The following is a 15471-nucleotide window of genomic DNA, read 5'->3' on the forward strand; positions in this document are numbered from 1 at the left end:
TAGGGGGTTCTCATGAAGACGAAGCGATGGGTGGCGGCGCTTGCGCTGGCTGGGGCGGCATTGCCGCTCGGCCTGACGGCAGCGCCCGCGGCGGCGCGTCAGGCGCCGCAGAAGCTGTCGGTCGAGATGCAATATTACACGCTGCCCAACGGGCTGCGCGTGGTGCTGGCGAAGGACACGATCTCGCCCACCGTCACGGTCGGGGTCTATTACGGCATCGGCTTCCGCATCGAGCCGCGCGAGCGCACCGGCTTTGCCCATCTGTTCGAGCATCTGTTGTTCCAGGGTTCGAAGAACGCGCCCAAGGGCGTGCATATCGGCACGATCAGCAATGCCGGCGGCATCCTCAACGGATCGACGCGCTTCGACTTCACCAATTATTTCGAGGTAGTCCCGTCGAACGCGCTCGAGCGGATGCTGTGGCTCGAGGCGGATCGCATGGCGAGCCCGGTGATCAACGACGAGGTGCTGAAGAACCAGCAGGGCGTCGTCGGCAATGAGGTTAAGGTCAACGTCCTCAATCAGCCCTATTCGACCTGGCCGTGGATCGACCTGCCGATGCTGGCGAACACCAACTGGTACAACAGCCATAACTTCTACGGCGACCTGAAGGAGATCGAGGCGGCGACGGTGGCCGATGCCACCCAGTTCCACGACGCCTTCTATAAGCCGTCCAACGCCGTGCTCGTCGTCGCGGGCGACATCGACTATGCGGCGACGCGCGCGATGGTCGACAAATATTTCGGCTGGATGGCCAAGTCGGCGCCGGTCAAGCTGCCCGACATCAGCGAGCCGCGCCAGACCGCGGAGAAGTTCAAGAGCCGCGTCGATCGCCTTGCGCCCAAGCCGGGCTGGGCGGCGGGCTATCACGTCCCCGCGCGCGGCACGCCCGAATGGTATGCGATGGGCCTGATCGACCAGATGCTGGTCAAGGGGCAGGACAGCCGCCTCTATCGCAAGCTGGTCGCCGAGACCGGCATCGCCGGCGAGGTGGGCGGGGGCATCAATTTCCCGCTGGGCACGATGTTCAACTATCAGGGGCCGATGCTGTGGAGCTTCAACTTCACGCATGACGCCAATCGCAGCCGCGACGAGATCAAGGCAGCGGTGGACAGCGTGATCGAGGATCTGCGTACCAAGCCGGTCTCCGCCGAGGAACTGGCGCGCGCGCGGACCAAGATGCGTTCGTCCCTCTATTCGACGATCGACGGGACCGGACGCATCGGCCTCATTGACCTGCTCGCGGTGTACGCGCTGTTCGACAACGACCCGAAGAAGGTCAACACGATCGAGGACGGCTTTGCCAAGGTGACGCCGGCGCTGATCCAGAAGACCGCGCAGGAGTATCTGCGTTCCACCAACCGTTCGATCTATGCGATCGATCCCGGTGCGGCGCCCGCCGCTGCGCCCAAGCCCGCGGGAGCCAAGTAAGATGCGCCGCATGATCGCAAGCCTGATGGCTGCAACGCTGCTCGCTGGCCCCGCGTTGGCGCAGGAGCTTCCGACCACGCCCCCGCCGATCCCGGCGCCAAAGGCGTTCACGGTTCCGGCTTCGGAGACCTTCACGCTGGCCAACGGCATGAAGGTGACGTTGGTCCCCTATGGCGTCGCGCCGAAGGTGGTGGTGTCGCTGCAGACCTATGCCGGGTCGCTCAACGAGGGCGAGAATACCTGGCTGGCGCTGCTCGCCGTCGACATGATGAAGGAAGGCGCGGCCGGGATGACCGGCGCGCAGATCGCGCAGAAGGCCGCCGACATGGGCGGCGGGCTCGCCACCAATTCGACGCTCGAAAGCTCGTCGGTGACGCTCAACGTGCTGTCCGAGCGTGCGGCGGACGCGATCGCGCTGGTCGCCGATGTCGCGCAGAAGCCGGGCTATCCCGATAGCGAACTGGCGCGGGTCAAGGCGAACTGGAACCGCCGCCTTGCGGTGGCGCTGAGCCAGCCGGGGACGCTCGCTGATGCAGCGCTCGACCGGGCTTATTATGGCACCGGCCATCCCTATGGCCGGGTGCTGCCGACGCCGCAGCAGTTCGGCGCGTACACCACTGCGCAGGTCAAGGCGTGGCACGCGGCGAATTTCGGGGCGAAGCGTTCGCATCTCTATATCGCCGGCAAGTTCGATGCGGCGGCGGTGAAGGCGGCGGTCCAGAAGGCGTTTGGCGGCTGGGCCGCGGGTCCGGATCGGCTGTCGCTGCCACCGAGCCCGAAGCCGGGTCCGCAGGTGCTGCTGATCGACCGACCGGGCGCGCCGCAATCGACGTTCAGCATCGCCTATCCCGCACCGAACGCAGGGACGCAGGGCGATATCCCGATGCGGGTCTCCAACGCGCTGCTGGGCGGGGCGTTCAGCTCGCGCATCACCCGCAACATCCGCGAGGCGAAGGGCTATACCTATTCGCCGGGATCGAGCCTCGCTTTCTATCCGACCAACGCGGTGTGGACGTTCAACGCCGACGTGACGACCACGGTGACCGGTCCGGCGCTCAAGGAAGTGTTCCACGAGATCCGCACGCTGCAGGCGACCCCACCGGGCGACGAGGAAGCGGCCGGCATGCGCCAGTATATGGCGGGCCTGTTCGTGATTCAGAACTCGACCCCGGGCGCGCTGGTCAACTCGCTCGCGACGCGGGACTCGCTTGGCCTGCCGCGCGACTGGATGGACAAATATGTCCCCGCAACGCTCGCGGTGACCCCGGCGCAGATCAGCGATGCGGCGAAGAACTTGCCGATCGATAAGTTGACGCTGGTGGTTGTGGGTGACCTGAAGGTCGTTACGCCACAGCTTCAGGAACTTCCGGAGTTGAAGGGTGTCGAGTTCAAGACAGTGACCGTTCCCTGAACAAATATTCAGATATTGAAGTGAAATGAAACGGGGGCGGTACGATACCGCTCCCGTTTTTCATTTGAGCGGCGTCAATCAACGGCTCGCCGCAATTGTGAGCCGGGGGCGCGGCGAATCGCGGGTTCCATTCATTGAACTCCCGTTATGACCCAACACATCAACCGAGCGCGTCATGCGCACCGCCGGGCAATCGCCGTGTTTCTTGCGGCCACTGCCCTTCCCGCAACCGCGCTGGCGCAGGAGACGGTGACCCCGCCGACCGTGCTAGTGCCCGCCCAGCAGGCACCCGCTCCGGCACCTGCTCCGGTGGCGCCGGTATCGGCTCCGGTGGCACAGACTGCACCGGGCGAATCGCGTACCCGGATTGCGCCCGGTGTCGCCGAGGCGGCGCAGCAGGAAGCGCGCGAGCGTGCCGCGGTCGCAAGGACCGAACGGACTGCGACCCGTGCCCAGCCTCGCGCTGCCCGGCCTGCACCGCGTGCCGAGGCTCCGGCACGTCCCGCTGCAGCACCTCTCCCGGTGACCGCGCCCGAAGCCGCAGCGCCCGTCGCGGCGGTGCCCAGCACGCCCGCTCCGGCCGAGCTTGCGCCGCCGCCTGCAGAGACGATCGCTCCGGTTGAAGCCCCCGCCGAGACTGCGGTTGCCCCCGAACCCGCAAATGATACCGGGGGCGGTACGCTGTGGCTCATTCTGGCTGCAGTCGGCCTTGCCGCTGCCGCGATCGCCGCATTCCTGCTCCTCCGCCGCCGTGGCGACGACGAGGTTGAGGTCGCTTATCAGGCCGAACCGGTCGCTGTGCAGCCCATACCGGAACGCGCGCCTGCGCCGCTGCCGCGTGCTGCCGATCCGGTTGCGGCTGCCCCGATCTTCGTCGCGCCGCGTCTTGAGCCCGAAATCAGGCGCGCCGAACCGGCCGCGCCCGATGCGAACAGCGACGAGCCGCAGCCCGCGCTTGAGAATGCGGAACTCGTCGCACCGGATGCGGCCGATATCAACGCGGTGCTGGGTGGTGCGAAGCCGCAGGGCGGGCGTCCGCAACTCGAGCTTGCGATGCGTCCGACGCGTGCGGGGATGAGCCGCCGCGGTGCGATGGTCGAGTTCGAGCTGACTGTCGCCAATGCGGGCGGCGTGCCCGCTGAAGATGTGCGCATCGGCGCATTCATGCTGGGCGGCAACCATGCAGCGCCGGCCGAGATCGAGCAGTTGCTCATGCATCCGCCCGCGGACCAGGTCGTTCCCGCCGAGCGAATCGAGCCGGGCGACGGTACGCGCCTCAATGCCGCGGTGACCCTGCCGCGCGAGCAGGTCGACGCCGACACGCGCGAGGGCGATAAGGGCTTCACGCCCGTATTGATCGCAGATGCGCGCTATCGTCTGCCGGATGGAAGCGAGGGGCGTACGGCCGCCGCCTTTACCATCGGCCGCGTCAATGGCGGCGAGCATCTCGTCCCGATCGCGCTGCAGGACGATCCGGCGATGTATGCCGACATCGAGGCCCGCCTGCACAGCGTCCCGGCCAAGGTTTGAGGCAGGAGCTGCGGCCCGCTCCACCGCCCCGGCGCGGTGGAGCGGGCCTGTTTTACGCCCGGTTGTACGCATTTTTTGGTGCCCCGGTTCATGCGCATCATGCTAACGGGCGGCGCGTGACTGCGTTTTCTCTTCGCGCGACGACCGCGCTGATCCCCTTGATGCTTCTCGCCGCGCCGGCCGCCGCGCAGACGGCGCCGACCGTCATCACGCCGCCGGTTCCGGACTTCGATCTGCCGCCGTCGGGTCAGACCCCGACGCCACGTCCCACCGCGGCGCCGACGCCGGCTCCGTCTCCGGTGCCGATTGTCCAGCCGATCCCGATTCCGTCGCCGACAGCGACCCGTGCTGCAACGCCGCGGCCGGTTCGCGCGCCGGTCGAGGCGCCTGATCCTTCGGCAACCGCCGTGCCGCGCGCTCCAGAAGCGACCCCGCTGCCTGCGTCGCCGCTACCCCTGGCTTCGGGAACTCCCGCACAAGCGCAGACGCCGATCGACACCGTACAGCCCGCGCCCGTGTCAGGTCGTCCCGCCTGGCTCTGGCCAGCGCTGGGCGGCGCGCTGCTATTGGTAATCGGCGTGGGCACGCTCGCGCTGCTCCGCCGCCGCCGCCGCGACGATGCGGAGGCTGACGGAGAGGCCGCTCACGAGGTGATCGCGGTTTCGCCGCCGACGCCCGGTCCGCCACCTCTTGGTCACAAGATGCCGACGGTGCCCGTCCGGCCAGCTGCACCGGTGGCTCCGGCAGCGGCTCCTGCTCCGGCAGCGTCCGCCGTACCGCCGGTCCCGCCGCCGGACGGGCCGCTGGTGACCGAAATTCGTCCGGTGCGCGCAGCGATCAGCGATGGAATGGTGACGCTGGACCTTGAGTTGTTCATCCAGAATCGCGGGGCCGAGCCTGCGGACAATATCCGCGCCGTACTTGGGCTGCTCGGCGCCAATGCGGAGCAGGACGCGCAGATCGCCAACTTCCACGGCGCGGCGCGGATTGCGGCGGGATCGGAGCCGTTCAGCGTCGCCCCCGGCACCGTGCAGATGGTCAACGCTCAGGTCACTCTGCCCGGCGACCAGATGAAGGTGGTGACCGTGCAGGGCAAGCCGATGTTCGTGCCGATCGTGCCGATATCGCTCAAATGGTATGCAGGGCTGAGCATCCGCACGCTGCGCGACTCCTTCATGGTCGGCACCGCGCCGGCGGCGGGGAGCGACCGGCTGGGACCGCTCTGGGTCGAGCGTGCGGGCGAGGGGTTCGGGCGGCTCGCCGCGAAGCGCTACGTACCCAAGGTCTAGCGCGCGAGCATGACGGCGCCGAGGATGACGACCAGCGCCATACCGATTGCCAACAGAAGCAGCATGCGTGACACCGCGCCAAGGCCGCGCCAGATCTGCCCTTCTTCGATCAGCGGGCTGTCCGGTGTAATCTCCGCAGGATCGATACCGCTCTGATCGGTAAGCGCGCGGACGAAACGGTCCCAGGTATCGGGGTTGTCCGATTGTTCGGCAGGAAGTTGCGCAAGCAGCGAGCGGAACACGTCGCCCGCCGTGTGCCATTGCGGCGCATCGGCATAGTCCAGCATCACACCGAACTCGGCTTCGATCTCCTCGATCGCGGCGATCTCGTCGCTATCTCCGCCAAGTCCCACGCTGGCGGGGAAGGGAGCTGGATCGGTTGCGGCCTCGGTCATGCTTCGATGCCTAGGCCGCGGTCGCCGTCGGGCCAACAGAAAAGGGCGGCCCGTTGCCGGACCGCCCCTTCTTGAAGACTGCGGGTGCAGCCGTTCGAGATTACTTGATCTCGACGGTCGCGCCGGCTTCCTCGAGCTGCTTCTTGAGCTTCTCGGCTTCGTCCTTCGACACGCCTTCCTTGACGGCCTTCGGCGCGCCCTCGACGAGAGCCTTCGCTTCGGTCAGGCCGAGCGCGGTGATGGCGCGGACTTCCTTAATGACGTTGATCTTCTTGCCACCGTCGCCGGTGAGGATCACGTCGAACTCGGTCTGCTCTTCAGCAGCCGGGGCAGCGGCGCCGCCGCCAGCGGCCGGAGCAGCTGCAACCGCAGCAGCAGCCGAAACGCCCCACTTCTCTTCGAGCAGCTTCGACAGCTCAGCGGCTTCGAGGACGGTCAGCTCCGAGAGAGCGTCGACGAGCTTGTTCAGGTCAGCCATGTATAATTCCTTCAGTCAGATTGGTTCGAAATAACGTCGCGAAAGAACGCCGCCTCAGGCGGCTTCCTTCTCCGCATATGCCGAGAGCACGCGCGCGATCTGCGCCGCGGGAGCCTGGGTGATGGTCGCGATCTTGGTCGCCGGGGCGACGATAAGACCAACGAGCTTGGCACGCAGTGCATCCAGCGAGGGCAGCGAGGCGAGTGCCTTCACGCCTTCCGCGTCGAGCAGCTGGCTTCCCATCGCGCCGCCGACGATCTCGATACGATCGTTGGTCTTGGCGAAATCGACGACGACCTTTGCAGCAGCAACGGGGTCGTTCGACGTGGCAAGCGCAGTCGGACCTACGAGCAGGTCCGAAAGCACCGAATAATCGGTGCCGTCGAGCGCGATTTTGGCAAGGCGGTTCTTTGCGACCTTGTAGCTCGCACCGGCTTCGCGTGCCTTGTTGCGGAGGTCCGTCGATTGCTTGACGGTCATCCCGAGGTTGCGGGTGATGACCACCACGCCGACCTCGTTGAAGGTACGGTTCAGCTCGGCAACGGCTTCGGTCTTCTGAGCACGATCCATGCCGGTCTCCTCAAAATACCCCAACCCAAAGGGCTGGAGCCGGTTACGCCGAGGGCAGGGCGGATGCCCAACCCCCTCGTCCGAGGGGCATGATCGTCAGGGCCGGACTGCTCCGGCGGGCTGACCCGGACACTCCATCGCACGGAAGGACCCGGTATAAATCTCTGTCCCCGTCTTGGCGGGAAATTAAGACCGGCAAACCCGGTCACCCACTGTCTCGGACGGTACGCACGACCGGCAAGCCGGCCACGCGAAGGCGCGCCAATAGCGGCTATGGCGTGAAAGTCAACCGGAGGGGCGGGAGGTTGCCCGGATCAGGGCGTGGCGATCAGGATGACGACGCGGCGATTTTCGCGGCGGCCCTCGACGGTGGCGTTGCTTTCGACCGGAAAGCGGTCGCCAAGGCCCGCGGTGGAGACCGCGGACTGCGCGAAGCCGCTCCCGACCAGCACCTCTGCCACCGCGGCGGCACGGCGTTCGGACAGGCGCTGGTTGTGTTCGGCACCGCCGGAGCCGTCGGCGTGACCCTCGACCGCGGCATGGCGGATCCCGACACCGAGCAGGCGGCCGGAAATGCGGCGGATCGATCCGACCTGTTGGGGAAGCACGGTGCTGTCGTCGGTCTCGAACAACAAGCGGTCGTTGATGCTGAATTCCCAGCCACGATCGGTCTGCGCAAAGCCCTCCTCAACGAACACTGCGCGCTGGGCACGGGTCCAGGGGGATTTGTCCTTCGACATCTGGCAGCCGCCAAGGACGAGCGCTGCGAGCGCGAGGAGCAGACTGGTACGCACGAACGACGGCATCACGAAACTCCCTGTTCACGGGCGCGGAGGCTTCCCTTGGCGGCATACATCGCCGCATCCGCCCGGTTGATGAGCGTGGTCATATCCTGACCGTCGCCCGGATAGATTGCGGCGCCGATGCTCAGCGTCATCGTCACCGCTGCGCCCGAAGGCAGCCGGATGGGTTGCGCCAGGCGAGCGGCGATCTCGCTGGTCACGCGTTCGGCAGCGTCCGCGCCGCTGGGTGCTGCGAGCAACACTGCAAATTCGTCGCCGCCCAGCCGTGCCGCGACGTCGCGCGCGCGCAGGCAGCTGCGGATACGCGCGGCAGTCTCGACCAGTACCAGATCACCTGCGGCATGGCCGTGGCGATCATTGATCGGCTTGAAGCCGTCGGCATCGGCGTAGAGCAGGACGAAGCTCGCGTCGCCGGCGCGCGCTTCCGCCATCATCTCCGCCGCCCGCCGCTCGAACTGCGCGCGATTGGGAAGGCTGGTCAGCGCGTCGTGGCTCGCCTTGTGGTTCAGCGTCTCGTTCTCGCGGCGCAAATGCTGGCGCCAGTCGCCAAGCTCGGCGATCAAGGCGTTGAAGTCCGTGCGCAGCGCTTCGACCTCGCGGATCGATGCCGGTGGCACGCGCGCGTCGAGCGTCTCGTCGCGGCGGAACAGATGCGCGGCGTCGGCGATCGCATTGAGCGGCTCGACGATGTCGGCGCGCAGCCGCCGCGAGAGCAGCCATGCGGCGAGGCCGGTCAGTACCAGACAGACCAATGTGCCAAGAATGCCATCGCGGATGTAGCTGGCGACGGCGCTGCCTTCGCCATGCACGCGCACCGATCCGATCCGGGTGCCGAGATGGATGACCGGTTCTTCGATCGGCGCGGAGAAGAACAGCCGGTCGGCGATCCAGCGGGCGATGGAGCTGTCCTCGCCCTCGCGCTCAACCGCGGCGAGGACGGTCCCGTCGGGCTTGAGCAGGGCGATCCCGGCCACGCCGGCTTCGAGAAGCGGGGTGATGCTCTGCCGCGCCGCGACCGGGTCGTCGAACACGATAGCAGGCGCGGCGGTATAGCCCGCCGAACGCCCGATCAGGTGGAGGTTCTGGCTTGCATAGGCGCCGATCGCGGCGAAACCAGCGAGCAGCACGGTCAGGCCGGTAAGACCCACCGCGAACAGCGTCACGCGCAGGTGCATCCGCGCGAGCACACGGCGCAGCGAGGGGAGGCCGGCGACCTCGCTCATGACGCGCCTCCATCGGGCAGGGCAATCCGCAGGACGCGCGGGTCGATCCGCACTGCGCTGCGTGAAACCGCATCGATGCTCATCCGGAAGCCGACCCGGTCGGGAAGGATGCGCAGGCAGAAGATGGTGCCGCCGCGGCATGCAGGATCGGTTTCGGCGATCGACAGTACAGGCAGGTCGCGTATCGAGCGCAGCATCCGCTGGCGGTCCGCGTCGGCGAGCGTCCCAAAATAGAGAACGTCGCAGCCCTGTGTGGCGCCGCCGGGCGCGACGACCTGGGTGACCACCTGCCGGCCGCTACTCTGACCAATGCGGCCAAAGCCCTTTGTATACGTCGTGGCGCCGCTGACGCAGAGCCGTACCACAGGGCGCGGCTCGGGCCAGCGGGTATAGCTGATCATGCCACCGACGGTACGCGCGACGATAACGTCTTGCTGGCCGGGCGGAACGCGCGTTTCGGCAATCAGGCCGTTCAAACCGATCGATACACTCGCGCCCATCGCAATGAGCGCCACCGTCAACGTCACACCACTTCCCCCGAGCGGTTCGGATACCCGCTCCACTCAATAGCGTGTCGTTAGCGTATCAAACCCGGATTGACCAGATTCCCGTTAACCAGAGCGGGTAACGTCACTCCACCGGAGCGGTTTCGTTGCCACTCTGATCGCGCGGCAGACGTGCGGTCATGCCGACCGCGTCGGCATCGTCCTGCACCTGCTCGTCGGTCGCACGGTCGTCCTGGACGATCGGTGCGGGCGTCGGCGAGGGGGTGGGCGTGGGCTCGGGCTCCACGACATTCTGTGTCGGCGCCTCGTCGATTACCTCGACCTCATTATCGCCGTTGTTCACCGGCGTATCGGGCGCGTCCGAACCGCCCGAGCATGCGGCGAGCGCGGTGGCGGCGAGGAGGGCGGCGGCAAGCGGAAGGCGGCGGGTCATTGGGTTCTCCGTGAAAACAGGTTCAGCGCGCAGCCAGCGCCTGGGCGGCGGAGCGCTTCTCGATCTTGGTCGCGAGCGTCTTGTCCCAGCCATAGGGGTCGCCGCGGAAGTTCATCGTGCCGGTGCCGCTCGCATAGGCGGTCCAGTAGAGCAGGTACACCGCGACCTGGTTGGGCAGCGCAGCGCGTACCGTGTCGCCCTTGGCCAGCGCCCCGTCGATCGCTTCGGAGGTCCATTGCGTGCTGCCCTCGAGCAGCAGGCGCGCCAGGTCATCCGGGCGTTCGAGCCGGATGCAGCCATGCGAGGCGAGCCGGTCGAAGCGCGAGAAGGTGCCCTTGCTCGGCGTATCGTGGAGATAGACCGCGAACGGGTTGTTGAAGTCGAACTTGTACCGGCCGAGCGCCGATTGCGCCGGCGACTGCTGCAGGCGGCGGCTGGCGCCGGTGCCGATCACCTTGAACCCGTTGCGCGCCAGATAGGCCGCGCCCTTGGGGAACAATTCGCGCTGGGCGATGCCCGCGGGGACGTTCCACGGCGGATTGAGCACGACCGAATGAATGCTCGACTGGAGCATCGGCGTCTCGCCGCCGCCGGGCTTGCCGGTTACGCCACGCATCGACATCACCGGACGATCGCCCTCGAACACCGCGACCTGTGCCGCGGCGATGTTCACCTGAATGCGGTCGACCGGCATCTCCTTGGGCATCCAGCGCCACCGCTCCATATTCGCCATGATCTGGCGGATGCGGCTTGAGACGGGGACGTTGAGCCCGGCAAGCGTGCCGGTGGAGACGGTGCCGGTGGGGGCAAGACCGTAGCGGCGCTGGGCGCGGACCACGGCTTCCTTGAGCGCGGCGTCGAACTTGTCGCCGGCGCCCGTGATTTCGCTGTCCTCGACCGCGAGGCGCGTGCGGAGCGCTGCGACGCGCGGACCGCTCGACCCGACGGTCAGATCCGGGCCGGCGGCGATGCTGGTCCAGCCGCCCGTGGTTTCGATCCGGCGATAGCGGGCGAGGCCCTTGCGAAGGTTGTCATAGCCTTCGTACTGCGGCGTCAGACCAGCGAACCATTGCGACAGCTTGTTGTCGGCGACCGCCTTGGCAAAACCGGGGAGCGGATCCCAGGCAGCGGGGCGCAGCGCCCAATCCTCCTGGAAGTCGGCGGTGTCGAGGCGGCCGATATGGATCGCGCGGGCATAGTCGAGCGCGGCGCGCACCAGACCCTGATCGTCGGCGGGCAGCACTTCGGCCTCGGCGGTCGAATAACGCAGCCCCTGCGCGATCCGGCCCTGCACGATCAGGCGGCGGACCTGCTGCGCCTGCTCCGGGCTGAGGACCGGCAGCGGGATCTGGACCGGGGTGATCTGGACCGGCGGGGGAGCGACTTGCGGGGATGCCGGGGCCGTCGTGGCTGTGGCCCGGGGTACGGGCACCTGCTGCGCAAGCGCAGGCGCACCGAGGGCAAGACCGAGCAGGGGCAGCGCCGCAACACCATGCGACCGCGATCGTCCGAACATCTAAAGCATTATCCTTTCACCGAAGCCCAATGATAGAGGCCGCGCACGTGAAAGTCACCCGTCCCCAGCCCGGGATGCTCAAGCCGGAGCGAAAGCTTTTGTTCCCGCGACTCCGATAACAATCAACGCCATGAACCCGGCCTGCACCAGCGACACGCGGTCGCCGAACAACATGATCCCCATCAGGATCACGCCGACCGCGCCCAATCCGGTCCAGATCGCATAAGCGGTGCCCGCGGGCAGATCGCGCATCGCGAGGCCGAGCAGCGCCATGTTGACGAAGCTGAGCGTCACCGGAACGAGCGACGCGTGCCAAGTCGAGGCGCCCGCCGCCCATTTGAGGCTGAGCGCCCAGATGATTTCCGTAACAACGGCAATGCCGAGGATGACCCACGCCATAAGACTTCCAGTCTGTCGCGGGCTCGTATCATCACGCGCAGGCCGGAAACCCGAAAGAGGCGGCGCATGGAGCCGGTCAGCGACCGGCGTTGTGCGGCGCATTTGGCGGCGCAATATCCGTCAGTCAAGGGTTAGCGCTAACCGTCGGGTTCAGACCCGCGCGTCGATCCAGCCGCGAATGTCCGCCATCACCCCTTCCTTGCCGGTATCGGCGAGCAGGTCGTGATAATGGCCGTCATAGAGTTTGAGCGTCTTGTCCGCCGATCCGGCATTGTCGAAGAACATCTGGCTGCCGGCAGGCAGGGTCGCGTGATCCTGCGTCCCGTGGATGATCAGGACCGGCAGGGTGATCTTCGGGAAGGAGGCCTCCAGCACCTTGTCGGCCTTCCACATCTCGCCCACCGTCTTGGCCGGCTGGTTCTCGTCGGCAATCAGCGGATCGGCGTTCATCATCGCGACCCACGCCGGATCGCGCGAGAAATCCGCATTCTTGAGCTTGAGTACCTTGAGCCGCGGGAACGGGCTGCTGAGCCATTGCAGCAGGTTGAGCAGGAAGCGCGGCGCGGGCACGCGGAACGCGAAGCTGTGGCAGATCAGCCCTTTGAGCTCGCTTTGGTGGCGCAGCGCATAGCGGGTGGCGATCACCCCGCCGGCGCTGTGGCCCATCAGGAAGATCGGCAGGCCGGGATGCTCGGCGCGCGCGCGATCGAACGCGAGCTGGAGGTCGGAGAGGTATTTGTCGAAATCATCGACGAAGAAGCGTTCCCCATCCGATTTACCGCGCCCGCGCAGATCGACCGCATAACAGGCATAGCCGGCGGCATTCAGCTGCTCGGCAGCCCAGCTCAGATGCGCACCGTGCGCGTTGAAGCCGTGCTGGAGCAAGACCACCGCTTTGGGCGCGCCGCTCGCGGGCCAGCTATGCAGATTGATACCGGTGCCATCGGGGTGAGTGATCCGCTCTTCGGACATGCGCGCCTCCGGGGAAAGGAAGCGCGGAGGCTATCACGCACCCGTAACGAACGCGAATCCACTATGGGTACGCGTCAGCGGGCGAGCCGGACCAGCGCCTCATCGAGTGCGGAGAGGAAGCGCGACCGGTCCTCCTTGCGGAACGGCGGCGGTCCGCCGATCTGGTCGCCGCCCGCGCGCAGATCGGCCATGATCGCTCGGGTCGCGATCGCAGCGCCGATCGAGCTGGTCGTGAACGGCTTGCCGCTAGGCGCGAGCACGGTCGCCCCGGCCTTGAGGCAGCGGTCGGCGAGCAGAATGTCGGCCGTCACCACCACGGTCTTCGGCCCGGCCCGTTCGGCGATCCAGTCGTCCGCCGCGTCGAACCCGTCGGACACGACCTCACGCCCGATCAGCGGGTGGTCGGGGATGCGGATGAAGGCGTTGGCGACAATCGTCACCGACACCGCGCGCCGCCACGCGACCTTGTATACCTCGTCCTTCACCGGGCAGGCGTCGGCGTCGACGAGGATGTGGAGGGGGTGGGCCATCAACTGCTCCTCTAATCCCCCTTCGTCACCCCGGCCTTGTGCCGGGGTCCAGGGTGCAGCGGCCCATGTCGCTCTTGGATGGCGCCTGGCGAGAGCCGCAAGCCCACTACCACGCGGTGCGGTGGATCCTGGCACAAGGCCGGGATGACGAGAGAAAGAGCAGAGGGATCGCGCTACTTCTTGGGCGGCTTCCCGCGGTGCGGCTTTGGCGGTCCCGAGGGACGCGCGCGATGGACCGGCCGGCTATGGTCACGCGGTTTGTGGTGGCGAGGAGCATGATCGCCACGCGTCCCCGGCGGGGGCGGGCCGTCGGCCATCTCGATCAGCACGCCGTCCTCGTCCTGTCCGGCGGTCTTGGCGACCTCCTTGGCAAAGCGATCGGCAAGCTTGCTCGGGATCTGGAAGCGGGTCTCCCCCGCACCGATCCGGATTGCGCCGATTTCGGACTTGGTGATGTGGCCGCGGCGGCAGATCAGCGGCAGGATCCAGCGCGGATCGGCGTTCTGACGGCGACCGATGTTCATACGGAACCATGCGACGTCGTCGAAGCCCGGGCGATGGACCGGTGCGCCCCGTTCGGCGGGCGAGCGGTCGATCAGCTCTTCGGGCGCAGGCATCGACGCGCGATGCGCCTGAACCAGCGCTGCGGCGATTTCGAGCGGGGTCTTCTCCGCCAGCAATGCCTCGGCGATCTCGCGGTCCTCATCCTCGATCTCGATCGGGGCAATGAGCTTGGTCATCAGCCGCTCGCGATCCTTGGCGCGGATATCTTCCGCGCCGGGGACGGGGAGCCACTCGGCGTTGATCTTGGCCTGCTTGAGCGTCATCTCGACGCGGCGGCGGCGCGGATAGGGGACGATCAGGATCGCGGTGCCCTTCTTGCCCGCGCGGCCGGTGCGGCCCGAACGGTGCTGAAGCGTTTCGGCATCGCGCGGCAGCTCGACATGGACGACCAGGCTGAGCGTTGGCAGATCGATCCCGCGGGCAGCGACGTCGGTGGCGACGCAAACGCGTGCGCGGCGGTCGCGCAGCGCCTGAAGCGCGGCGTTACGCTCATTCTGGCTATGCTCGCCCGACAGCGCCACCGCCGCGAAGCCGCGCTCGGTCAGCCCGGCATGAAGGTGCCGGACATTGTCGCGCGTTGCGCAGAACAGCATTGCCGTCTCCGCCTCGTGGAAGCGGAGCAGGTTGATCACGGCATGCTCGATATCGGCGGGTGCGACGGCGATCGCCTGATAGGTGATGTCGCCATGGCCGCGATCCTCGCCCACGGTCGAGATGCGGTGCGCGTCACGCTGATAGCGGCGGGCGAGCGCGACGATCGGCTTGGGCAGCGTCGCGGAGAAGAGGAACGTGCGGCGCTCGGGCGGAGTCGCGTCGAGCAGCGCCTCAAGCTCTTCACGGAAGCCCATGTCGAGCATCTCGTCGGCCTCGTCGAGCACGGCGACGCGCGCCTTGCTGAGGTCGAGCGCACCGCGTTCGACATGGTCGCGCAGACGTCCCGGCGTGCCGACGACGATGTGCGTGCCATAGGAAAGCGTGCGGCGCTCGCGCGAGGCGTCCATGCCGCCGACACAGGTGGCGATACGTCCGCCGGCCGAGGCGTAGAGCCAGGTCAGCTCCTTCGCGACCTGAAGTGCGAGTTCGCGCGTCGGCGCGATCACCAGCGCCAGCGGCAGGCCCGGGGCGGGAAGGCTGCCGTCGTCGAGCAGATCGTCGGCCATGGCGAGGCCGAAGGCGACGGTCTTGCCCGAGCCGGTCTGCGCCGAGACGAGGAGATCGCGGCCCTTGGCGGTCTCTTCGGTGACGGCGGCCTGCACCGGAGTGAGGTCGGTATAGCCGCGTGCGGCCAGCGCCTCGGCGAGGCTGGTGGGGAGATGGGTAAAGGTCATGCAGCTCACAATCGTCGCGCGGCCATTGGGCACGGCGCGGGTAAGTGCTGCCCCCTAGCCTATTATGGAGCGTTTGGCGAGGGGCGGAGACGG

General features: G+C 67.2%; 16 protein-coding genes. 4 read left to right on the plus strand and 12 right to left on the minus strand.

Translation table 11 applies throughout. The annotated features are described in order from the left end of the window. Positions 1–12 precede the first annotated feature (12 nt). The 4 genes from AC07NK_RS07080 to AC07NK_RS07095 all read left to right on the plus strand — a co-directional run bounded on the left by AC07NK_RS07080 (position 13) and on the right by AC07NK_RS07095 (position 5661). The gene (locus AC07NK_RS07080; RefSeq protein WP_495169881.1) at positions 13–1431 is read left to right on the plus strand and encodes a M16 family metallopeptidase; all 1419 of its coding nucleotides are present in this window, start codon (positions 13–15) and stop codon (positions 1429–1431) included. Between the two features lies 1 nt (position 1432). Beyond that, positions 1433–2842, plus strand: coding sequence for a M16 family metallopeptidase (locus tag AC07NK_RS07085; protein WP_495169882.1), 1410 nt, complete (start codon positions 1433–1435; stop codon positions 2840–2842). 198 nt (positions 2843–3040) lie between these two features. Beyond that, positions 3041–4372 carry a hypothetical protein gene (locus AC07NK_RS07090; protein ID WP_495169883.1) on the plus strand — a complete coding sequence of 444 codons (1332 nt, stop codon included), beginning with the start codon at positions 3041–3043 and terminating at the stop codon, positions 4370–4372. Between the two features lie 161 nt (positions 4373–4533). Further along, positions 4534–5661: a hypothetical protein gene (locus tag AC07NK_RS07095; protein WP_495169884.1), complete on the plus strand. Its 1128-nt coding sequence runs from the start codon at positions 4534–4536 to the stop codon at positions 5659–5661. Here the strand turns inward: AC07NK_RS07095 and AC07NK_RS07100 are convergent. From AC07NK_RS07100 to AC07NK_RS07155, 12 genes are all read right to left on the minus strand, one after another. Continuing rightward, positions 5658–6056 carry a hypothetical protein gene (locus AC07NK_RS07100; RefSeq protein ID WP_495169885.1) on the minus strand — a complete coding sequence of 133 codons (399 nt, stop codon included), beginning with the start codon at positions 6054–6056 and terminating at the stop codon, positions 5658–5660. The two genes, AC07NK_RS07095 and AC07NK_RS07100, sit on opposite strands and share 4 nt — an antisense overlap. Before the next feature lie 100 nt (positions 6057–6156). Next, positions 6157–6534 (minus strand): 50S ribosomal protein L7/L12, encoded by a 378-nt coding sequence (gene rplL / locus AC07NK_RS07105; protein ID WP_495169886.1) that lies wholly within the window; start codon positions 6532–6534, stop codon positions 6157–6159. 54 nt (positions 6535–6588) lie between these two features. After that, a complete protein-coding gene (gene rplJ / locus AC07NK_RS07110; protein ID WP_495169887.1) occupies positions 6589–7104 on the minus strand; it encodes a 50S ribosomal protein L10 in 516 nt (171 codons plus the stop codon). 314 nt (positions 7105–7418) lie between these two features. Beyond that, on the minus strand, positions 7419–7910 hold the full coding sequence (gene yfiB / locus AC07NK_RS07115) for an outer membrane lipoprotein YfiB (protein ID WP_495169888.1): 492 nt from the start codon (positions 7908–7910) through the stop codon (positions 7419–7421). Continuing rightward, complete coding sequence (dgcN, locus tag AC07NK_RS07120) at positions 7910–9130, minus strand: diguanylate cyclase DgcN/YfiN (protein WP_495169889.1); 1221 nt, start codon at positions 9128–9130, stop codon at positions 7910–7912. The genes yfiB and dgcN overlap by 1 nt, the downstream gene beginning before the upstream one ends. Continuing rightward, a complete protein-coding gene (yfiR, locus tag AC07NK_RS07125; protein ID WP_495169890.1) occupies positions 9127–9657 on the minus strand; it encodes a regulatory sequestration protein YfiR in 531 nt (176 codons plus the stop codon). Before yfiR ends, dgcN begins: the two co-directional genes overlap by 4 nt. Before the next feature lie 103 nt (positions 9658–9760). Further along, positions 9761–10069: a hypothetical protein gene (locus AC07NK_RS07130; protein ID WP_495169891.1), complete on the minus strand. Its 309-nt coding sequence runs from the start codon at positions 10067–10069 to the stop codon at positions 9761–9763. Positions 10070–10091: 22 nt separating this feature from the next. Continuing rightward, positions 10092–11585 carry a L,D-transpeptidase family protein gene (locus AC07NK_RS07135; RefSeq protein ID WP_495169892.1) on the minus strand — a complete coding sequence of 498 codons (1494 nt, stop codon included), beginning with the start codon at positions 11583–11585 and terminating at the stop codon, positions 10092–10094. 78 nt (positions 11586–11663) lie between these two features. Then, positions 11664–11984, minus strand: a complete 321-nt coding sequence (locus AC07NK_RS07140; RefSeq protein WP_495169893.1) for a DMT family transporter — start codon at positions 11982–11984, stop codon at positions 11664–11666. 150 nt (positions 11985–12134) lie between these two features. After that, on the minus strand, positions 12135–12956 hold the full coding sequence (locus tag AC07NK_RS07145) for an alpha/beta hydrolase (RefSeq protein WP_495169894.1): 822 nt from the start codon (positions 12954–12956) through the stop codon (positions 12135–12137). A gap of 74 nt (positions 12957–13030) precedes the next feature. Next, complete coding sequence (locus AC07NK_RS07150; RefSeq protein ID WP_495169895.1) at positions 13031–13486, minus strand: YaiI/YqxD family protein; 456 nt, start codon at positions 13484–13486, stop codon at positions 13031–13033. A gap of 173 nt (positions 13487–13659) precedes the next feature. Beyond that, a complete protein-coding gene (locus tag AC07NK_RS07155; protein WP_495169896.1) occupies positions 13660–15378 on the minus strand; it encodes a DEAD/DEAH box helicase in 1719 nt (572 codons plus the stop codon). Positions 15379–15471: the final 93 nt, after the last annotated feature.

Source organism: Sphingomonas sp. GW821-FHT09B04 (assembly GCF_059418285.1).